22 protein-coding genes are annotated in these 21,522 nt (G+C 39.5%); 6 read left to right on the forward strand and 16 right to left on the reverse strand.

Annotation, left to right across the window (positions count from 1 at the left end; all coding sequences use genetic code 11):
* Positions 1–17: 17 nt before the first annotated feature.
* The 5 genes from iolG to B5D59_RS12540 form a co-directional block, all read right to left on the reverse strand.
* Positions 18–1,019, reverse strand: coding sequence for an inositol 2-dehydrogenase (gene iolG, locus B5D59_RS12520; RefSeq protein WP_139366015.1), 1,002 nt, complete (start codon positions 1,017–1,019; stop codon positions 18–20).
* Positions 1,020–1,135: 116 nt separating this feature from the next.
* Entirely contained in the window at positions 1,136–2,326 is a 1,191-nt protein-coding gene (locus B5D59_RS12525) for a diphosphate--fructose-6-phosphate 1-phosphotransferase (protein WP_245799519.1), read from the reverse strand.
* Between the two features lie 677 nt (positions 2,327–3,003).
* A complete protein-coding gene (locus B5D59_RS12530; RefSeq protein ID WP_078818202.1) occupies positions 3,004–4,008 on the reverse strand; it encodes a LacI family DNA-binding transcriptional regulator in 1,005 nt (334 codons plus the stop codon).
* 411 nt (positions 4,009–4,419) lie between these two features.
* The gene (locus tag B5D59_RS12535; protein WP_078818203.1) at positions 4,420–4,719 is read right to left on the reverse strand and encodes a cupin domain-containing protein; all 300 of its coding nucleotides are present in this window, start codon (positions 4,717–4,719) and stop codon (positions 4,420–4,422) included.
* Positions 4,706–5,734 carry an LLM class flavin-dependent oxidoreductase gene (locus B5D59_RS12540; protein WP_078818204.1) on the reverse strand — a complete coding sequence of 343 codons (1,029 nt, stop codon included), beginning with the start codon at positions 5,732–5,734 and terminating at the stop codon, positions 4,706–4,708. The genes B5D59_RS12535 and B5D59_RS12540 overlap by 14 nt, the downstream gene beginning before the upstream one ends.
* Before the next feature lie 93 nt (positions 5,735–5,827).
* On the opposite strand from B5D59_RS12540, the gene B5D59_RS12545 reads away from it, so the two are divergent.
* Together B5D59_RS12545 and B5D59_RS12550 are read left to right on the forward strand one after the other, a co-directional pair.
* Positions 5,828–6,907, forward strand: coding sequence for a type III polyketide synthase (locus B5D59_RS12545; RefSeq protein ID WP_078818205.1), 1,080 nt, complete (start codon positions 5,828–5,830; stop codon positions 6,905–6,907).
* Position 6,908: 1 nt separating this feature from the next.
* Complete coding sequence (locus B5D59_RS12550) at positions 6,909–7,436, forward strand: isoprenylcysteine carboxyl methyltransferase family protein (RefSeq protein WP_078818206.1); 528 nt, start codon at positions 6,909–6,911, stop codon at positions 7,434–7,436.
* Between the two features lie 307 nt (positions 7,437–7,743).
* Here the strand turns inward: B5D59_RS12550 and B5D59_RS12555 are convergent, their stop codons facing one another.
* From B5D59_RS12555 to B5D59_RS12565, 3 genes are all read right to left on the reverse strand, one after another.
* On the reverse strand, positions 7,744–8,856 hold the full coding sequence (locus B5D59_RS12555) for a TolB family protein (RefSeq protein ID WP_078818207.1): 1,113 nt from the start codon (positions 8,854–8,856) through the stop codon (positions 7,744–7,746).
* Between the two features lie 64 nt (positions 8,857–8,920).
* The gene (locus tag B5D59_RS12560) at positions 8,921–10,387 is read right to left on the reverse strand and encodes a HAMP domain-containing sensor histidine kinase (protein ID WP_078818208.1); all 1,467 of its coding nucleotides are present in this window, start codon (positions 10,385–10,387) and stop codon (positions 8,921–8,923) included.
* Positions 10,388–10,390: 3 nt separating this feature from the next.
* The gene (locus B5D59_RS12565; protein WP_340759523.1) at positions 10,391–11,062 is read right to left on the reverse strand and encodes a response regulator transcription factor; all 672 of its coding nucleotides are present in this window, start codon (positions 11,060–11,062) and stop codon (positions 10,391–10,393) included.
* A gap of 375 nt (positions 11,063–11,437) precedes the next feature.
* Between B5D59_RS12565 and B5D59_RS12570 the strand changes: the two genes are divergently transcribed.
* Together B5D59_RS12570 and B5D59_RS12575 are read left to right on the forward strand one after the other, a co-directional pair.
* Complete coding sequence (locus B5D59_RS12570; RefSeq protein ID WP_078818210.1) at positions 11,438–11,767, forward strand: PadR family transcriptional regulator; 330 nt, start codon at positions 11,438–11,440, stop codon at positions 11,765–11,767.
* Positions 11,768–11,782: 15 nt separating this feature from the next.
* Positions 11,783–12,979: a chromate transporter gene (locus B5D59_RS12575; RefSeq protein ID WP_078818211.1), complete on the forward strand. Its 1,197-nt coding sequence runs from the start codon at positions 11,783–11,785 to the stop codon at positions 12,977–12,979.
* A 161-nt stretch (positions 12,980–13,140) separates the two neighbouring features.
* Here the strand turns inward: B5D59_RS12575 and B5D59_RS12580 are convergent, their stop codons facing one another.
* Positions 13,141–13,698: a YdhK family protein gene (locus B5D59_RS12580; protein WP_078818244.1), complete on the reverse strand. Its 558-nt coding sequence runs from the start codon at positions 13,696–13,698 to the stop codon at positions 13,141–13,143.
* Between the two features lie 341 nt (positions 13,699–14,039).
* Positions 14,040–15,530, reverse strand: coding sequence for a multicopper oxidase family protein (locus tag B5D59_RS12585; RefSeq protein ID WP_425441355.1), 1,491 nt, complete (start codon positions 15,528–15,530; stop codon positions 14,040–14,042).
* Between the two features lie 263 nt (positions 15,531–15,793).
* Between B5D59_RS12585 and B5D59_RS18585 the strand changes: the two genes are divergently transcribed.
* Entirely contained in the window at positions 15,794–16,417 is a 624-nt protein-coding gene (locus B5D59_RS18585) for an HAD family hydrolase (RefSeq protein ID WP_281250672.1), read from the forward strand.
* A gap of 22 nt (positions 16,418–16,439) precedes the next feature.
* On the forward strand, positions 16,440–16,880 hold the full coding sequence (locus B5D59_RS18590; protein ID WP_281250673.1) for an HAD-IC family P-type ATPase: 441 nt from the start codon (positions 16,440–16,442) through the stop codon (positions 16,878–16,880).
* A gap of 99 nt (positions 16,881–16,979) precedes the next feature.
* Here B5D59_RS18590 and B5D59_RS12595 read toward each other — a convergent pair whose 3' ends face one another.
* From B5D59_RS12595 to B5D59_RS18595, 6 genes are all read right to left on the reverse strand, one after another.
* Positions 16,980–17,690, reverse strand: a complete 711-nt coding sequence (locus B5D59_RS12595) for a cytochrome c biogenesis CcdA family protein (protein ID WP_078818213.1) — start codon at positions 17,688–17,690, stop codon at positions 16,980–16,982.
* A gap of 81 nt (positions 17,691–17,771) precedes the next feature.
* The gene (locus tag B5D59_RS12600) at positions 17,772–18,506 is read right to left on the reverse strand and encodes an urease accessory protein UreH domain-containing protein (RefSeq protein WP_078818214.1); all 735 of its coding nucleotides are present in this window, start codon (positions 18,504–18,506) and stop codon (positions 17,772–17,774) included.
* A gap of 92 nt (positions 18,507–18,598) precedes the next feature.
* Positions 18,599–18,763: a hypothetical protein gene (locus tag B5D59_RS18255; RefSeq protein ID WP_176132585.1), complete on the reverse strand. Its 165-nt coding sequence runs from the start codon at positions 18,761–18,763 to the stop codon at positions 18,599–18,601.
* A gap of 15 nt (positions 18,764–18,778) precedes the next feature.
* Positions 18,779–19,456: a response regulator transcription factor gene (locus B5D59_RS12605; RefSeq protein WP_078818215.1), complete on the reverse strand. Its 678-nt coding sequence runs from the start codon at positions 19,454–19,456 to the stop codon at positions 18,779–18,781.
* 18 nt (positions 19,457–19,474) lie between these two features.
* Positions 19,475–20,782 carry a HAMP domain-containing sensor histidine kinase gene (locus tag B5D59_RS12610; protein ID WP_245799520.1) on the reverse strand — a complete coding sequence of 436 codons (1,308 nt, stop codon included), beginning with the start codon at positions 20,780–20,782 and terminating at the stop codon, positions 19,475–19,477.
* Positions 20,783–21,286: 504 nt separating this feature from the next.
* Positions 21,287–21,496 carry an excalibur calcium-binding domain-containing protein gene (locus B5D59_RS18595; protein ID WP_425441356.1) on the reverse strand — a complete coding sequence of 70 codons (210 nt, stop codon included), beginning with the start codon at positions 21,494–21,496 and terminating at the stop codon, positions 21,287–21,289.
* Positions 21,497–21,522 lie beyond the last annotated feature (26 nt).

The following is a 21,522-nucleotide window of genomic DNA, read 5'->3' on the forward strand; positions in this document are numbered from 1 at the left end:
CCTTTTTCAATGATTTTTTAAAGATACACAATTTGTTTCTTTTTAAAAGATTCAGTTGCTGCTACAGCAACTGCCAAAGCTATTTTCCCATCGATTTCATTGACCATTGGTTTTTCACCGTTTTGAATACAGTTTATAAACCCTTCCAATTCAAGTAAGAAAGCATCTTGGAATTTTGTTGAGAAGTTTGGAATAGTATCATGGAAACTTTTGTTTTTTGTCATGATAATATTGTTATGGCGTTGAAGGGAGCCGATTTGGATTGTACCTTCCGTGCCAACCACCTCACCCCTCACATCGTATCCAAATGTGGAATTTCTGCTCCCTTCTATATCTGCTGATGCCCCATTAGTAAATTCTACAAATGTCATAGACTGATCAACGTCATTGTACTTTTTCATGAAAGGATGGACGAGTACTTCACCAAATGCACGTACGGATTTCACTTCATATCCCAACAAGAAGCGTGCAATATCAAAATCATGAATGCATAAATCAATAAAAATTCCACCACTTGTCTTTATATATTCTTCCGGCGGAGAGCCGGGATCACGACTTAACCCTTTAAAGTAAATTGGTTCCCCAATGTCTCCTTGAGCGATTCTTCTTTTCGCTTCCATATAAGATGGATCAAAACGTCGCATGAAACCTACCTGACAAAAAACCTTATTTTCCTGGACTTCCTTAATCACCATATCCGCTTCTTCTAATCTTTCGGTTAACGGTTTATCTACAAATATATGCTTTTTGCTTCTGGCTGCTCGTATGATTAAATTAGCATGAGTTTTTGTCGGAGTCACAATAATAACTGCATCAATAGATGGGTCATCGAATACCTCTTGTGGATCATTTGTCCAGTTTCGCACGCCTAATTCTCGGGCTGCTCGCTCAGCGCTTTCTTTTCTAGAAGCTACAATTGCGACGACTTCTGCTCCTGGTATATGGTTCGCAACATTTTCCGCATGAACAAATCCAAGTCTGCCTACGCCAATCACGGCACAGCGAACTTTTTTTCCCAATAACTCCACCTCGCTTTTCATATTTCAAAAACCAGTCATTGTATACAATTCTGCCATTTTATATTAAGATAAAATGTTCAGTAAAGCGCTTAACTAAAACCGTTAAAGAAATGTTTTTAATATACTACCTTGTACATTGGCAGCCCATTTTCCATCGGAATCAATATTTCACCTTGAATAATTGGGCGTACATACTCTTTGAACTCGTTTGTCATCGTATTTTGGTGAGCATCATACCACTCCTGAGGTACGTAGCGTTCCTTCCCAGCCATTTCTTTCAGCGGAATTGTTTCATAAGTGATGTGATAGTTTTTTATACTCACATCTCTCTTCATACTGATCATTACGCCTGTATAACCATCCATCGCATACTGCCATGCTACTCTCCCAATCTTATAAGCTTCATTAATATCTGTTTTTGATGCAAGGACAATACTACTTCTTTGCCAAATACTCGAATCAATTGAACGAGTACTAATCCCCGTCTGTTCTTCAACTATATCCTTCAAATGGGCTGCTACTCCACCTAGTTTGGCTCTTCCTAAAACATCATACTCCAAATCTTCTTCACAAACTAAATGACCATTCAGCTTCCGTATTCCTTCAGAAACGACTAGTACTGTATTTCTTTTTTCATGATTTGCTTTAACTATTTTACTTAAGCAATCCTGCAAATCAAACGGAACTTCCGGGATGTAAATTAGTAATTGACTATCATCATCGGTCTGTCCCTCTGCCAGCGAGCATGCACCTGCCAACCAACCCGTATGTCTTCCCATCGTTTCAATAATTGAGACACGGCTGTTTTTAGTATAACTCGCCATATCCATTTTCATGTCAAGCACTGAAGTAGCCAAAAACTTTGCTGCACTTCCATAACCAGGTGAATGATCAGTGCCCAGTAAATCATTATCTATTGATTTGGGAATGCCAATGACAATTAATTCATATCCTACAACCCTCGCGTATTCATCAATTGCTTTTGCCACACTCATTGAGCCATTACCACCGATATAAAAAATATATCGTACATCATTTTTTCTTAAAACTTCTATTATGGACTTAAAATCATCAGAACTTAATTTATGACGCCACGTACCAAGTGCAGCCCCCGGAGTCCAACGCAACCGATATCTTTCTTGAGCAGTTATATCGGTCAGCTTATGAAAAGTTTCATACAATAATCCATGAATTCCGCCTGCTGCTCCTAAGATTTCACCTGTAAATGACGTACTTAAAATTTCATCTATTATGCCGACCACAGAATTATTAATTACAGCTGTAGGACCACCCGACTGAACTATCAAACAGTTCCCTCTCAACTTCTCACATCCTCTCTTTATTTGAACTGGAAAATTAATTATCTTATACATTGTTGTACCATTTAATAAATTAAGGTAAGCGCTTTCCTATTATAGTTTAATATCTGAATATTTATTATCTACTATGTATTCAGTATACTTTATTTATTTTTGGGGGTCAACCTAATAATTAATTTTTCATCCCTGAAAAAATAGGTTAAATATTAATTTAAGTCATAAGTCTATTTTACTTTATAGTTAAATTTAACTATAAAGATATTTCAATATTCGCTACTGTCTATCACTTTTTATTCAAACTCAATTCATGTATATAAAATGTTAGAGGCATCCATATACACGTTTGTTAATCAGCTTATGCGTCAAGCTTCCCACAAATTCTCACCCATACTTTTTAATAAAACTTCAAATTCTTATCCAACTTCGGGTCTAAAGTAATACAGTTTGAAACATGATGACTTTTTAAAATTCAGTAATATTTTCTTGCGTTATCGGGGCATTTGCAAGTTTGATCTTCCTGTTCATGAAGTTGAAACTCGACCAAAATTAAACCACAACACCATATGAGCATTGCTTTTGTTTCTCTATTTATAAATCCAATTTACTCCAATCAATCTAATTACTCATTAAACTCTTGAATTACTTCATTAATCCGCAAATCTTAGTTACATTCTATTATTTGTAGATTCCCGCTCTACAACTGAAGGTAAAAGTGTTATTCGAATTTTCTCTTTTTGCTCTCCACTAATCATTGAAACAATTAAATCCATTACTTGTTTACCCATACTCTGAATTGGTTGTCCAATAGTAGTTAAAGGCGGTTCAACAATTCTTGCAATTAAAGTATTATCAAAACCAATAACCGAAAGCCGTTCTGGTACGCTCACTCCATTTTCTTTTGCTGCCTGAAGTGCTCCTGCAGCCAATAAATCATTACATGCAAAAATTGCTGTAGGTATATTGCTACTACTCAAATACTTATGTGTAATAGCTTTACCAGCTTCTACAGTACTTTCCCCTATATATTCAAAATTCATCGAGAACTTTCGATTATTTTCTTCTAAAGCTTGCTTAAATCCGCGAATACGTTCCCTATTACTCCAAACATCTCTTGCAATTACGTCAATATTTTCATGACCTAACCCTATTAAATAAGAAGCCGCTTGATAACCGCCCATGAAATCATCTAATGCTACTCCATTGATAGAGAACATTGGAAAATCTCTTGCAACGATGGCTACTGGTGTTTTCTCTTTTATTAGCTTTTCTACTTCTTCTAAATGCTCGAAGCCGGAAGCTAAAATAAATCCGTCTACACTTTTCTGCTTTAGAAGAGCCAAATATTTATTCTCTTTTTCTATTTTATAGTCTGTGTTGCATATGACCAAGTTGTAGCCCAATTCTTGTCCACGATCTTCAATACTCCTAGCCAGTTCTGAAAAAAAGGGGTTGGCTATATCCGGAATTAGTAACCCGATTGTTTTTGTTTGCTTCCCCATTAATGCTGATGCCATCATATTTGGCTTATAATCGAGTTCTTCTATTATTTGATGTACTTTTCTTTTAGTTTTTTCACTGATGTGACCCGTTTCATTAATCACCTTTGAAACGGTTGCAATTGAAACATTGGCTGCTTTTGCTACATCATATATTGTTGCATTTACTTTCACTTTCGTCTCTCCTCTTCTAAAGTAAAAATACTTGGTAATTTATATTACATTTTAACATTTACTAATAAAATGAGCATGTTAAAGATAGGTAAGCGCTTTCTTCAATTATATCTCATATTATTTATTTTTCAATATTTGATTTTTCAAATAAATAATTATGACATTTAATTTTAACTTACGTTCAGCATTTTCCCACATTCTAGCTATCCTTAACGACACTTTACGTTTCGAAATGTCTTGATACCAAGGGTTCAAAAAATTCCTGATCAGTAGGCATCTATTGGTCTGTGATAGAGCGATTATTCGATCCTTCGTTTTAAGATTCCAATAATTACCCCATAAATAATACCTCTATAATAGAGCCGTCCTAAAGGTCATTTTCCAACAACTTTTATTGGACAGCTCCTAACATTATGGTTTCACCTGAACTAACACTAAATCCGTATCGTCAATTGCATGCAGGCTATGCTTTTCAAGCGGCGTCATGTGCAGAATGTGTTCAGGTGTCACCTCAACCGGCTTCCCTTCCACCGTAAAACGTACCTTTCCTTTACGTACAATAATAATCGCTTCGTTTTTTGAATCATGTTCAGCAATTTCCTCGCCTGCTTTTAGCTGGATGTTCGTCAATGTGGCATTGTCCACTCCAACTACTTTTCCTATGTGCTTTTCTTTGTCATTCAGCTGATTCTTCGTGTCAATCAGTTTCATTTTCTTTCGCTCCTTTCAAAAATTCATTCGCAATCAACTCAAATGATTTCAGCTTATCATAAAAGTAATAAGTTATTGTGACAAGCATGATTTCTTCGGCTTGAAAGTCATCCGCCAGCCGTTCGAGTTGCTTGCGAACAGTTTCTGGAGTACCTACGCTCATACGCTCGCGATTGAGCTGTACGAGTTCCCATTCGAGTGAACTGTATTCATACTCAGCCGCCTGCTCAGGTGTTGGAGTTCCCTCAACCGGCATTCCTTGCTGTTGCATGATCAGCAATAAATCCAATGAAGACGCCACGCGATTCGCCTCTTCCTCTGTTTCAGCACAAATACAGAAAACCGCCAAGGCTTGTTCCGGTTGCTGATAATAATCGGAGGCTTGAAAGTTAGTGCGGTAGTGTTTTGCAGCTTCCACGCCACCCTCACTATTAATGAATTGTGCAAACACATACGGCAAACCTTTTTCTGCCGCTAAACTTGCTGACCCCTCATTCGTACCAAGCATCCATACCGGCGGTGCACTCTGCGTAATCGGAGTCGCTTTTAACCCTTCATATTTATGGTCTTCAGGCAATGCATCATGTAAATACATCAGCAATTCATCCACTTGATCTGGAAATTGTTCTCTGTTTTGATACTGTCCTTTGTTTAAGGCATATGTCGCTCGCGGCATTCCGCCCGGTGCCCTGCCCATTCCGGCGTCAATTCGTCCGGGAAACAGCGCTTCGAGCACTTTAAAGTTTTCTGCCACCTTATAAGGGGAATAGTGAGGTAGCATGACACCGCCAGACCCGATGCGGATAGTGGAAGTGATAGTGGCCAAATGTGCCATTAAGATTTCAGGAGATGAACCTGCCAATGTGGATGCATCATGATGTTCTGACACCCAAAAACGAGTATATCCCCACTCCTCCGCTTTTAACGCTAGCTCGGCTGTCTGCTGGAGAGCTTCGTGAGCGTTTTGCCCGTCTGAAATAGGCGATTGATCCAAGATACTTAATTTGACCTTCAAGACAAGTCCTCCTCTTCTGTTGCATATAGTTTACAAGAAGTCTCAGCATAACTCACCACTCTAGCTCATTATAATTTTTAACGGAGGTTGCCTATGCCAACAATTCATTCTGTCAGTACCGTTTATCCGCCAGTTGAAATCAAGCAAGAAGAAGCCATGTCGTTTGCCCGTTCTTTGTTTTCGGATTCATTTAAAAACATTGATCGTTTACTTCAAGTGTTTCAAAATGGAGAGATTAATACACGGCAAGTATGCATGCCGATTGAATGGTATGCTGAACCGCATGATTTTGAAACTCGAAATAATGTCTATATCAAACACGCCGTAGAGCTTGGTAAGACAGCGGTGGAACAATGTCTCAATAATACAGCCACACTTGCGCGTCCGGTAAACTTTGCTGAAATTGATGCAATCTTCTTCATTTCAAGCAGCGGTCTGGCCACGCCAAGTATCGATGCGCGCCTTATTAATCAATTGCCGTTTCGTCATGATATCAAACGTATTCCGATTTGGGGACTTGGTTGTGCAGGCGGTGCTTCGGGCATGAGCCGCGCATTTGATTATTGCAAAGCGTACCCCGAATCAAATGTACTCGTCCTGGCGATTGAACTATGCAGTTTGACGTTCCAGCGTGACGATGTATCAAAAAGCAATTTAGTGGGTGTATCTTTATTTTCTGACGGTGTTGCTTGTGCACTCGTTTCAGGAGAACAGTCGACAGTGAAAAGTATACGTCCGATGCCTTCCATCCGCGCGACTTCCTCTCGCTTCATGCCGGACTCAGAGGACGTCATGGGGTGGGATATCAAAAATGATGGCCTTCATGTTGTGTTTTCGAAAAGCATCCCGACCATCATCAAGAGCTGGCTTGGACCGGTCGTCCACCAGTTTGTCGAAGAACAAGAGCTGTCAATGTCCGACATTAATCATTTCGTCGCACATCCAGGGGGCAAGAAAGTGCTGGACGCTTATCAGGCCGCGCTTCATTTGGATACCAATGAAACCGCTACTTCGAAAAAAGTCTTGCAGCACCACGGCAATATGTCGTCTCCTACTGTGCTGTATGTGCTGAAAGAATTTATTGAACAACAGCCGGCTGTGGGAGAACGTGGGTTGATGGCTGCTCTCGGTCCTGGCTTCTGCGGAGAGCTTCTGTTGCTGGAGTGGCAGTAAGATGAGCGGTTTATTCTTGATTGTCTTCATTATCGTGGTCATACAGCGATTGGTGGAGCTCGCTGTAGCAAAGCGCAATGAACGGTGGATGCTCGGCCAAGGCGCGATTGAAGTTGGTTCGGCACATTATAAGTGGATGGTGCTGATGCATACTGCATTTTTCGTCTCATTGCTTGTGGAAGTACTCATTTTTAATCGTCCTTTGCCGGCTTTTTGGAGCATCCTGCTGGCAATTTTTCTGCTGATGCAAGTACTGCGTGTTTGGTGTCTTTCATCGCTAGGCAAGTTTTGGAATACAAAGATCCTCATCTTGCCAGGGGCGAACGTTCAGAAAAAAGGGCCTTACCGCTGGATCCGCCATCCGAATTATGTAATTGTGACTACGGAATTGATCGTCTTGCCCTTATTGTTCAATGCGTATATTACCGCTGGATTATTCTTTATTCTAAATCTGTGGATGCTGTCGGTTCGGATTCCGGCGGAGGAAAGAGCACTGCGGGAGCTTACGGATTATAATGAGGTGTTTTAATTCGAAAGGATGATGTCCGGTAAATACGGGAGTTTTTGTTTCATCCAGTCGGTTGGTAAACAGAGAAAAGGTGTGGCGCAGGGCTGGATTGGTGCGGTTCAGAAGCTGATTGATTCGGTTCTGAAGGTGTTTGGTTCGTTTCGGAGATAGTTTGGTTCGGATGGAGAGTTGATTGGTGCGTTTCTGAATCTGATTGGTGTGGCTACCGCATACTTTGGCTCGTTTCGCTGCTTTACTTACCGATCGTGCAAAAAAGACTGTTACTGAAAGCCGTTTTGGACTTTCAGGACAGTCTGTGTTTTGATATTTATTTATCCAATTCAATTTTAAAAACTTCTATTGCATCGATTTTGTCATTGCCCGGAACCGTCGTACTGATATAAGCTTTGCTTGAATCATCGCTCCAATAACCCGTCTCCGAAATCACGGCAAATAATTCTGCATTTTGCATAAGCAGCGCAGGCTTTGTTAGTTTGCCTTCTACAAACTCCGCTACATAGACATTGGTTTTATATTCATTGCCAACTTGCACCGGCGTATCAAATAAAATTTTACTCTTATCCGGCGATAGTTTATAAAACGGCACCCATATGCCTTCTTTATCCTCTCCACCCGCTACAAGCTGTGTCACATGTCCTGTTGATAGATCCAGCGTATAAATACCCGATTTGCCTTTGTATTCATCATTGAAAATGATCGTCTGCTCATCTAAAAACTGAAAGCGGTCCATTGAATTTATCCCTTCCAAAGATGAAAGTTTTTTCACATCTCCATTATCCAATAAATGATACAAGCCATATCCTTCTTTTAAAGTATTACCTGCAATATATATTCCTTCCTCGCTCGATTGAAATGAATTGATAGCCATATCGTCACTATTGAAAATTTCATAAATATCCCAACTGAACTTTTGACCAGTCTCCAATACTGTCTTTTCCACTGTAAAATTTTCACCCGTATGTTTCACTTGAATGACCGACGAACCCTTAACATCTCCAAAGTACGTACTCCATTCCTCCGTAGCATTGCCAATAAATTTTTTCGTGCCGTTTTGGAAATCATGTACGTAAAACTTTTCATTTATATGTGAAATTGCTCGCTGTTCGTCATCCGATATAGAGGTGAACGGTGTTCCCATCACCTTTTCCTCTTTTTTGCTCTCTACATCATACTTATACATTGCGTTGTGTTGATTGAAATACAGCTGATTCCCTTTAAAACCTGTGTAATCCGCTGTAATTTCAATGGGAAACGTAGCTTCATGCGTGATGAGTAGATGGTTCTCATCCAACGCACTTTCAAGTTTTACATTGTCACTTAACGTGACAGTCTTTGGCGCCGCTTCTCCGGAAAGTGAACAGCCTGCTGCCAGCATACTGCTTAACGTGAGTACCGCAATTCCATGCCATTTTCTTTTCATTTTCATAACCTCCTGTTAGTAGCGTACAGATTGATCATAAGTAAATGTTGTTGCCAACCATGCTTTACTTGTTGCCGACATGTTTCTGTTGAGGTATTTTTATTTTGATTTCAGCCTGTCCATTTTTCTCTTCAAACTGAATCGTTCCGTGATGACGTGCCGTAATATCCGCACATATGAATAATCCTAAGCCTGAACTGCCTTCCGATTTACTGTGCACAAATGGTTCGAATATATTGTCGGCAATGGCCGGAGGGATAGGCACGCATGGATTGGTCACCATGATTTCTTGGTCTACAGTGATTTCAATAACGCACCCTGATATTCCATGCAGGATGGCATTATCAATTACATTAATAAAGAGCTGCTGGATTTCATTCGGATTGCCCTCCACTATATAAGGACGGCCCTGTAGGTGAATCTTCATGTCGCGTGGAGCTGCCATCATTTGCAGGTCTTCACAGACAGATTGCAGAATCGGATACACATCTACAGTTTCATGAATGGAAGCGGGCACATGCGATTGGTATTTTGACAGTGCTAGTAATTGAGTGACCATTTCATTTAGACGTTCGCTCTCTTTTCTTATTTTCAAAGAAGCTTTTTGTAGAAATTCTATGTCGTCAAATGCTCTTTCACCTATTATTTGGGCATAGCCTGAAATGGTTGTCAGCGGTGTTTTCAGTTCATGGGTAATATTATGGAAGAAAGTTGTGCGTTTTTCTTCGAGCACTACCACTTTGTCTTTCTCCTGTTCAATCGTTTGAATATGCTGCTGAATTTGCAATTGCATCTGCTGGAAATTCTGAGCCAGTTCACCTATTTCATCGGATGCCTTGTTTGCAGAAATTGGCTGATAGTCGCCTGTTGTCATCCTTTTCGTTGCACTTGTCACTTCTTTAACTCTTTGGATGAATTGATTAACTAATAACAATGAAATTAAATAGACGCCGCAAAACAAAAGTATGGTAAGCAAGGTGAATGCCCGAAGCAGGCTTTTATTATGTAAAAAAACATCCGTGTAATCTGCTGTAAAACGAACGACTCCATAGAGCGTATCATTCAGATAAAGCGGGTAAGCGAAATAGAGAAGTGTCCCCTCCCGCAGAGGTTGAATGGTATAAGAAGATTTATTTTGAAAAGCTTGTTTTAACTCCTCGCTGCTGTTCTTCCCTACACTTGCTTGATAGCGTTGTTGTTCCATCAGAATTGGGTGATCGATTGGCACAGCTTCATATAAAAACCGCCCTTCGCTATCAAACAGAGCTACACTTTGGTTATTCAATTTACTTAACTCATTCGCAAGTCTATCACTGTGTTCAACGATGAAATTTCCGTCTTGCGGATGCAGCTGTTCAAATTGCTTTATAAATTGAGTCGACGAATATTGCAGAGAGGTCACAGCTTCTTCGAGATTGGTCATCGTATATTTTTCAAGTATTTTCGCCATGATTTGATTGCTCAGAACAGCTGCAAAGAAAAACAAGATGAAAAAAACAATGAAGAATTTCTTCCGGATCGTTAGTTTCATTGCTCAATATCCTCTCATTCTATAACCTACACCGAATACCGTCTCGATGAGTGATGAATCAAGCTTCTTACGAATTCGTTGAACATGTACGTCCACTGTTCGCAGTCCGCCTTCATAATCCATTTCCCAGACAGTGTCGAGAATTTCTTCTCTTGAAAATACTTGATTCCGATGTTGAGCGAATAATAGTAAGAGTTCATATTCCTTCGGCTTTAATGTGACCAATTGTCTATCCTTGAAAACGGCGTGGGCACGTGGCTCAATATGGATACTCTCATTGACGTGAATCAATCGATATGGCGTCTGGTTGCGTCGAAGTAACACATTCACACGCGCAAGAACTTCCCGAATATCGAATGGCTTCGTCATATAATCTTCTGCCCCGAGTTCGAGCCCTACAACTTTGTCTACGATATCATCGCGCGCCGTCAGCATGAGAATCGGGGAATTTGTCATGACCGTAATCTTTTTGCAAAGCTCAAAGCCCGTCGTATCGGGCAGCATGATATCTAAAATAATAAGATCGATCTCTATCCCTTGAAGAAATTCTAACGCCTTCACTCCTGAAGATGCACCAATGACTCGAAACCCTGCTTTCCGTAAAGCATACGATAGTATATCGTAGATCGATTCTTCATCTTCTATAATTAAGATCGTCTTTTGTACATGTTCCATTTTCATCTTCTCCTACTTCTAAGCTATATCCAGTATAGCGTGAACTTGTTGCTAAGTTGTTGCTTGGTTAAATAAAGAGCCCGTTGAGCCGATATGCTTCTCCTTCAAACACCCAAAATTCGTTTACACAATTACAATTTTAAGGATAATGATAGCTTTTGACAGGAAACCAGAGAGTATTGTTCTAGCAGATAAATTCAAACTATCATATTTCCATTTAACACATTTAGGTATTATACATGATTAGACAAAAACAACTGAAGATGAATTGGCATACTGTTAAGAATATGTAAACTTTCATCAATCGGACTAGCCAGACAGTATTAACAGTGTTATATTCTCAATAACGGTTACCGATATTGACTTTCGTTATTAATGACAGGAGGTGAGAATTTGGAAAACGACAAAGTGTTACGCAAGCTTTTTCTTGGTTTTATTCACATACATATTTTGCATCACGCAAAAGAACATCCCGTTTTTGGTGTGTGGATGCTAGAAGAACTTAGAGAACACGGCTATACCATCAGCCCAGGTACTCTTTATCCAATATTACATTCCATGGAATCAGACGGTCTTCTAATGAAGGAGGAACGTAAAGTGGAGGGGAAAATAAGAAAATATTATACGATAACTGAAAAAGGAGATCTAATACTGATTGAGGCGAGGAAAAAGGCATACGAACTCTTTAAAGAAATCAATGACTAATAAAAGGAGTTACTAATGAATCAAACGAATCCGCGTAGGAAAATTACATCACTTTTAGAAATATTTTTAGTTTCATTAAGACTCGGTTTTACATCTTTTGGGGGACCAATCGCTCATTTGGGGTACTTTCATGAGGAATATGTACGTCGAAGAAAATGGATGGATGAAAAAAGTTATGCTGATTTAGTTGCGTTAGCTCAATTCCTGCCAGGACCGGCGAGCAGCCAAGTAGGAATAGGCATAGGAGTTATGAGAGCAGGAGTTTTAGGAGGGATTATTTCTTTTTTAGGATTTACACTCCCCTCAGTTGTTGCTTTAATACTATTTGCTTTGCTACTCAAAGAATTTGATATCGGAACTGCCGGTTGGATTCATGGATTAAAAATTGTAGCGGTAGCTGTCGTTGCCCATGCCATAATGGGCATGTCAAAAAACTTAACTCCTGATATCAAAAGAAAAGCCATTGCTTTATTCGCTCTAGTCGGTACACTGGTTTGGCAAACAGCTTTCACTCAAATAGGCGTTATATTACTAGCTGCACTCCTTGGGTTTCTTCTTTACAAACAACCTGAAGAATCCGAAGAAACAAGCTCGCCATTCCCAATCGCTAAAAGAATTTCAGTGATTTTTCTAGCACTGTTTTTCAGTTTGCTTTTTCTATTGCCGATCCTGCGAGAAATAACTGGTTCCTATTGGGTAGCTATGTTTGATAGCTTTTATCGAGCCGGCTCATTAGTTTTTGGTGGCGGGCATGTTGTTTTACCTTTATTAGAACAAGAATTTGTACCTACCGGATGGTTAAGTGAGGCATCTTTCTTAGCTGGTTATGGAGCAACACAAGCAGTACCCGGTCCTCTATTCACCTTCGCTGCCTATTTAGGCACTGTTATGAATGGTTGGCTCGGCGGATTGGTCGCAACGGGCGCGATCTTCTTACCAGCTTTCCTTCTGATCCTTGGTGCATTGCCTTTTTGGGATAGTTTACGGAACAACCCTAAAATTAAAGGCGCAATATTGGGCGTGAATGCAGCAGTAGTCGGAATCTTAATCTCCGCCTTTTATTTTCCGATTTGGACAAGTTCCATCTTAGCACCTGTGGATTTTGCCTTAGCCTCAATTTTGTTTAGTATGCTCGCCTACTGGAAACTTCCTCCCTGGATTATTGTAGTTTCCGGGGCTGTAGGCGGATCGCTGTTGGCAATGTTTCAATAAATATGTAAAGCACCACTCGATAAATTTGAGTGGTGTAACTAGTCAATTAAATTTCTTACCTCACAATCTGACCATTTCAAATTATGATTCCTAGCCCACAATATGCTAAGCGATCGATGTCTCCCCTGTTATCCCTCGCCTAATATTCCTTAGGTAAATCTTCAGTTACCAGAAAGTTCGCTTTCCGTAACCCATTTATGGTTTGTAACTCTCTCACCGCCAGTAGTCGGATTGTAATCAACCATATATACAGTTGTGTGTTCAGCTGAATCAATCTCCGCCACGGCACCTTCCATTCCTTGCATATGATCAGCCAGTAAGGTAGCCTCACTTCCTTTTTCTAAAGTCTTGTCATCTGCATCTTTTAATTCTTCCTGGATTACCCATTTATGATTCTCCACCCGCTTTCCATCCGTCGTTGATGTATATGAAACGGTATAGGCTACGGTATCATATGCACCTACTATTGTTGCTTCGGCACCTTCCATCCCTTTCATATGATCTGTCTCAATGATTGCTGTGCTTCCAACTTGATATGTTGGATTTTCCGCTTTTTTTAAGGTTGGCGGGACCTCACCTGATCCAGAATGCTCCATTTCCATGTTCTCATGTTGGGGTTCATTATTAGTACCTGAGTTTTCTCCATCGCTGTTATTCTTACCACATCCACTGATGACCATCATGATTGCGATGGTGAAAATTAGTACATATGGTTTCATTTTCATTCATTAACACCTCTCAATTTGATTTGAAATATGATTTTTTTCTGCAGGCCTCTAGATATTCTCCGAACTTGGTATTCATGAGATCTACCTCCAATTTGTTTTCGGTAGTATTTTGCCCTTTACAGAAGGTTTAAAACGCAAAAGTAAAAACTCCTTAAAAAATCCTTATTTTATCTGTATCATGGCTTTTTTCTTTTCCACTATGTTGTGTTAGAAACATGATGTGAGCCATCTTTAAATAACAGATTAGAAAGCCTAATAATTTCATTAATAATAGTCAAACAGCCAGTGCAATCTAATCAGCACTGGCTATCACGATCTTCGCGTATTATCTATTATTCAATCTTAACTTGCCCCATCATGCCATTGTCTTCATGTTCAAGGATATGGCAATGGAACATATATACACCTTTATGTTTAAATTGTATAGCTATCTTCACTCTTTCATCCGGTTTAATGGATATACTATCTTTCCATCCACGTTCATTTTCCGGTGGCTCTGCTCCATCTCGTGAGAGAATTTTAAATTGTGTGCCGTGGATATGGAATGGATGAATCATACCACCCATCATATCCGGCTTATTGTAAATCTCCCATACTTCAGTGACCCCTTGCTGTTGTGTGAAGTCAATACGTTTCGGATCAAATTTCTTTCCATTTATCGTTACCATGTCCATCATGCCAAAAAGTTCAATTGTCTTGGTAACCGGCAAATCCTGCTCTTCCTCTGTCAATGAAAAATCATTCATCTCCACTGGAGTCTTACTAGTTGATGCACTTTTGTTCGAAACCTCAAATGGTAAAAGAACTGACTCCTCTTCATTTATTAACGCCAGGTCATCATCTGTCTGGATCTTTGAAAAATCAATGATGATTTCCGCTCTCTCAGAAGGCGTCAGGGTAATTTCATTTAACGTAACCGGTTCATTTAAGAAACCACCATCCGTTGCAATTTGAACGAACGAATTTCCCGTATTCAGCTTGAAGGTGAAGTTCCTTGCATTTGATCCATTTAATAAGCGTAAACGAACCTTCTCTTTATTTACAGTTAACTTTGGATTTAACGTACCATTTACCAATAATGTATCTCCGATTGTGCCATCTTCATTCTTAGCTGCGTTATAATTCAATTGTTTTTGCTCATCAAATGTCCGATCTTGAAAAATCAATGGGATATCATTTTCCCCGTATTCATCTGGTAGTTCAAGTCTTTCGGAATTGTTATCAGAAATATAAATTAATCCTGCAAGCCCGTTGTAAACCTGCTCAGCAGTTTTACCCATGGGGTGGGGGTGGAACCATAAAGTTGATGCCTCTTGATCCACTTTGAACTCAATTATTTTTTCCTCTCCCGGTTTAAGAGCATCGTGGGGACCCCCATCGACATCTCCTGCAACCTCTAACCCATGCCAATGGAAAGTAGTTTCTTCATCCAATTCATTTACCGTTTTAATTTTCACTGTTTCGCCTTTTTCAAAACGAAGCATAGGTCCCAAAAAAGATCCGTTGTATCCGTAAGTGTCTGACTCAACGCCGTCAAATATTTCGGTTTTTCCTTTTTCCGCGCGGACAGTGTAGACGATTCCTTCTTCGTCTTTTTCTGACTTAAGAAGGGATGGGATTTTCAATTCATTTTTACCCGTTGAATCATTTAAACTGACCACCTGATCGTGACTCATGTGTCCCTCTATCATGGAGTGGTCCGTTTCTCCTTTGTTTTGACCCTCCGTTGTATGATCCATACTCTGGACAGGCTCTGTTTTATTATTGCTGCAACCACTTATTATGAAAATGCTAATTGCCGCAGCAGCAAGCTTCATCTTAATTTCCATCGATTTTCCCCTTTCTTTTTTATTGCGATTTTAGTGTAACAAGAAAGTATGAAAAAAATATGCAGAGAACATTATATTTGGAAAATGTCACCATGTGCGCAAAGACTTGACTTAATTGATACGAATTATAGGATAATGGATTTACTGATTACGAAAATCGGCAGTGAAACATACCTTTCACAAGTAATCACCTTAGTAAAGGAAGCGCAAGAATCCAAATCACGGGCTCAAGACCTGGCGAACGTGCCGCAAAATGGTTGTTTTACGGTGCATTAGCAGCAGGGCTGATCACGTTCATTATTTGGATTTCCCTTGGCTATCCTGTTTCCTTCGCAATGGAAAGAGTGGTGACAGTACTAATCATTGCTTGTCCACATGCTGTAGGCCTGGCAGCTCCTTTGGTTGTGGCAGTTTCAACATCACTAGCAGCTAAAAATGGACTTCTCATACGAAATCGAGCTGCTTTTGAATGTGCCCAAAATATTGAAGCCATCGTTTTCGATAAAACCGGTTCACTTACAAAAGGCGAATTTGGCGTAACAAACATTTACACTTTTGAAAACTTCAGTGCAAAAGACGTTATTTCTTTTGCAGCCGCGGTTGAAGCACAATCCCAATACCCTCTTGCGAAAGGTGTAACTAGGAAAGCAGAAGAGATGGGCATCCCTCTGCAGCGAGTGGGAAATTTTCAATCACTCGCTGGGAAGGGATTGGAAGGGACTGTGCATGGCAAACAAGTCATGGTCGTCAGTCCCGGTTATGTGAAAGAGTTGAATCTAAAATTTGATAATGTTCAATTTGATCAATGGTCTTCTGAAGAAAAGACGGTAGTATTTACGTTGATTAATAAAAAACTTGTCGGTTATGATCCCCCTTGCTAATATCGTTCGCGAAACTGCTATAGTGGCAGTCAAAAAGTTAAAAGAAATAAATGTCAAATCAATCATGCTTACAGGAGATACTGAAAAAGTGGCGCATTATGTAGGTAAACAACTCGCAATGGAAGAGATCTTTGCTGAAGTCCTTCCACACGAGAAGTCCGAAAAGATAGAGCATATACAAAAAGTTGAACAACTTCGGACTGCAATGACTGGAGATGGTGTAAATGATGCTCCCGCCCTTGCAAAAGCAGACTTAGGCATTGCTGTAGGTGCAGGTACCGATGTAGCTATCGAAACCGCCGATGTTGTTCTTGTTAAAAGCAATCCGCTTGACGTCGTAAATATTATCAAACTTTCAAGGGCAACCTATCGTAAAATGATACAAAACCTGTGGTGGGCTGCTGGATACAATATCATTGCAATCCATTGGCTGCAGGGCCCCTATATAAATTCGGCAGACTAATCATGTTTCAATCTCTTCCCTATCAATTTGCTTCTAAGTAGTTGTATCCTTTTATGCGTATGAATGTAAACTCGCGATAAATAAAATTGAACACGAATATCAGAATCCCATAAAACCACCAAAAAACGGACTAAGCCAAATAATAATGTACGTCAAACCATCGAAGAAGAGTAGTACACCTAACGCGATCATCATATAGCCTCCGATTTTCGTAATGGTTAGATTGTGTTTTTGTATCCATGAAACCCGGGTAATAAATAAGGACAAAAAGAAAAAGGGAATCGCGAATCCGAGAACGTATGCACTCATATACCATACACCTAAACCAGGATTTTGGGATGCCATCATGAAAATAGCTCCTGTGATTGGTCCCGTACATGGAGTCCACCCTGCTGCAAATGCAAGTCCAATGAGGAACGTACCGAAATAACCGGCAGGACGATTCTTAAATTGTAACTTTTTCTCCTGCATTAGAAACTTAGGCGTAAAGAAACCTAGAATCATTAAACCGAAAATAACAATGAAAATCGCACCTACCTGGCGAAGGACGTCTTGATATTGATAAAAAAATGTACCAACAAGTGATGAGCTATACCCGAGAAAGATGAAGATAACTGAAAAACCGCTTAAGAAAAAGATTGTATGGAAGATTCCACTCTTCCTATATCGTTTTTTATCTGATTTAAGCTCATCAAGCGACATTCCCGTTATGTAAGATATAAAAGCTGGATATAACGGTAATGTGCATGGTGAAATAAAATTCAGAAACCCTGCACCAAACGCAAGAAACAAATTCAAATCCGCAAACATCTATCTTATCTCCTTTTTCGAACAATCCTACAAAACAGAATCGTCTTTAACATCGCTAGTAGCTATAACCAATACGATGATTCAAATCCCCCAATAGGTGATCGTATCCAAGATGCCAATGACGATTAGTACAAAGCCTGCAAACCGTTGTATAACTCTTCCTACTCTCATGCTTCGCTTCATTATTAGACGCTTTGCATCGAAAAACCATATTAAAAAGAACAATAAGAGGAGAGGAAGAGAAGTTGCAATCCCAAAAACGGCTGGTAGAACGAAGCCATACGAAGTCGTCACAACGATGGGCATAAGCCAAAGAAAAAAAAGGACGAACATAGTCGGACAGAAAGCAAGTGAAAAACTAGCTCCCAATAAAAAGGAGCCCAGCTTCCCTTCACGGAGCTTCATCGGGATACTCATTGTTATGCGTTGAAGAAACCCTAGTTTGAGAACACCCATCAAAACCAGACCCGTCAGTATAATTAGGGGTCCAATCACTTTACGAAATAGAGGGAAATAATCTGTCATTTTCATTTCAAATGATTGGCCAAATAAATATGCCAGTAATCCTAGGGAGCTAAAGACAGCAACTTTCCCGCCAATAAAGAAAAGAATCTCAACCCATTCTGTTTTCATTTGAACCGTACGATTCCCGTAAAATGTGATTGCACTCATATTTCCGGTCAATTGACAAGGCGCAACAGCACCTAGTAAACCCAATAATAGAACATAGATTATTGGAACATCCGCAAACGAATGTACAAGTGTCGTAAGCGGTTCACTTATTATTTGACTGATCTTCGACATCAATCCATACATCTATGAAGCACCGTCCATTTTCTTATTTCGCTAATTTCCCGTTTTTCGCAAATCTATCTCAATTGAGACTTCCACCATTTGTAATATGAATATCATTCGTATGTATTCCGATGGCAATCGATATATCCCAAACCATGTAAGTGTTCAAATGTATCATTTTTTACTTCGTCAAACGCATACAGTTTACTTTCTTTGTTACAGGCCGACATAATCGCGACTAGCGATAGCAATCCCACAATAATTTTGAACCTTTTCATCATGAGCTCTTCTTTTCAGTTCCACTTATAACCAATTCCCCATACTGTCTTCAAAAACTCATCAATTGGAAATCCAGCCGTTTTTAATTTATCCCTCAAATTTCGGATATGCGAGTCTACGGTACGGATATCTGTGTAGGTATTATATTCCCATGCAGCATGTAATAACTGTTCTCGTGTAAACGTCTTTTTAGGCCGTGAAATCAAAGCTTCAATAATATAAAATTCTTTTAGTGTCAGCTGCACTTTTAAATATTCATATTGTAATGAATAGGTTTCCTTGTCCAGTTTGAAATCACCATAAATAATTTTCTCCTTTTCCTTTTGGTCTTCAGGATAACGGCGCAATAGTGCATTTACCCTTGATAATAATTCTCTTTCATCAAAAGGCTTCGTAATATAATCATCCGCTCCCGTATCTAGCCCTTTCACCATATCAAGCTTGTCTGTCCTGGCCGTTAACATAATAATAGGGACGTCCGAAAACTCACGGATCTTTTCACACACTTCCCATCCATCCATTTCAGGCATCATGACATCCAACAAAATAAGACTAACCCTTTCTTTAATTAGCGTTTCCAACGCCTTCTTCCCCCTTGTCTCTTTGATACACCTGAAGCCGTGTGGAATCAGAAATAATTCAATGAGGTCTAGCATCCTCTGTTCATCATCAATTAGTAAAATTGTTCTCATACGAGCTTTGACCTCTCTTCAAATTATAATCGTGAACGTGCTACCTTCTCCTAAATTACTTATGACATCAATGCTACCGTCATGTGCTTCGACAAGTTCCTTGACGATTGCCAGACCGATTCCTGATCCTCCCGATGTTCGTGAGCGTGATTTTTCCACCCGATAGAGTTTTTCAAAAATGAAGTCAATTTCCTCTAAAGGAATGCCGATTCCAACATCTACAACAGAAATGACTGATTTCTTTCCTTTCTTGGAAACCTTCATTTTAACCGTTGATTGTTCTAATGAATATTTCAAAGCATTATCTAGTAAATTCAACACAATTTGCTCCAAACGCAATGGGTCAGCATGGATTTTGAAATCCATATCGCAAATTAAGTCCAATTTAAGTTTTTTTAATTTAAATGAAGGTTCGACTAGCTTAAAAATATCCTCAAAAAACGGACGTGCCTCAAAATATTCCTTTGACACTGTGAAGGTGTTTTCATCCATTTTCGCTAGATCCAATAAGTTTTTGACAAGTTCTTTCATTCGATCCGACTCTTCCGCAATAATCACTAGATAGTGTTGACGTTCTTGTTCAGACACTCCTTGTCTAATAGCCACTTTCGAATAACCAATCAAATAAGTCAATGGTGTGCTTAATTCATGGGCAACAGATGCGAGAAACTCATTGCGCTCCGTTTTTAACCGTTCTAAATCATCCGCAAGCTTTTGAATGGAAGTTGATAATTCGCCCAGTTCGTCACTTCCTATGAACGGTAGGCTTACCTTGAAATTGCCCTTGCTTAATTTCTCTGTTGCTTTCTTCATACGGATTAAGGGACGTGTAAGAAATTTGGAAAGAACAGCATATATTATTAATAATGCGACTACACTTGTTACTCCTGCCAGACCAAAATGCAAATTTAATTTCCCTACTAACTGTTCAATAGGATGTGTACTTTGAAACATTATTACATAACCGGATTGACTTGGATTCACTTTATAAGGATGTGCGCTAACAATGTATGACGATCTTTTCCAATCTGAGACCAAAATCTGATCAATCTGCAAATCGAGATCGTTTACTTGCGGGAGATCTCTTTTTAGTGTTTCTATATTTTCCTCTGAACTACGGATTATTTCGCCTTGATTATTTGTAATAAGGACTTCTCGTTCCTCATCTTTTTCCATCAAGACGATATGCTTCATAGTGGTATCTGAATAATTTTCACTAAGAACGTCTCGATGATTAGAACCGGTTGCCAATAAGCGGGAGAACTCTTCATCAACCCTTGTATGAATGATGTTCTGATGAAGATAAAGGATAAGGGATGTTTCCATGATTAATACTGCAATAAAAAAATATGCGGTTAACTTTATAGAGATTCTGTTCACTTGAACATTCGCCCCTCTCCTGAAATTTAGTATAAGAAATAATTATGGAGTAAATATGCAGAAAGTGATGTATCTATATTCAAAAGTGATTTTCCGCTATATTCATGACAGCTTTGTGACTGTATAGTTTTTAATAGAACTTCAGTATAGTGATTATTATAAATAAATACTGCACGGGTGTACTGTTCGGTGAAGATAAAACGCTTAATGAGCGCGCTAAGCAACTTTATGATCGGGTTCAATGCTGTTATGATCACTTGGAAGGAGTTTATGAGCGGCAAACGGCGAGCTATGAGCGGCAACTGGGATTTATGAGCGTAGACAAGGAGTTTATGATCGCCGGCAGACAAATAAGGCTAGAAAAAGAATAAGAGCTGCCAAGAAGCCATTTTTCAATGACTTTCCCGACAGCCCTTTTACTTTTTTTAAAGCAACGTCTTCCGCTTCTAGCTATTCACAAGCAAAGCCATCTCGATCTCCATCCATTTTGATGGAGTAGGCGGGGTGGCCTTTTTTCACGCCATTTGGATACTTCTTCCGTAACACTGTGCAATTCTGAAACACTTCTGTAGGTTCATCTGAAACTGTTGTCTCTATTTTCTCTTTTACTGGATATGCATAGCTATCAAAACCACGATCTGTCGCATAATCCTCTAACATCCAAATTCCAACGCCCGACTTTTTGG

The organism is Sporosarcina newyorkensis (assembly GCF_900167515.1).
In the GTDB taxonomy this organism is placed as follows: Bacteria; Bacillota; Bacilli; order Bacillales_A; family Planococcaceae; genus Sporosarcina; species Sporosarcina newyorkensis.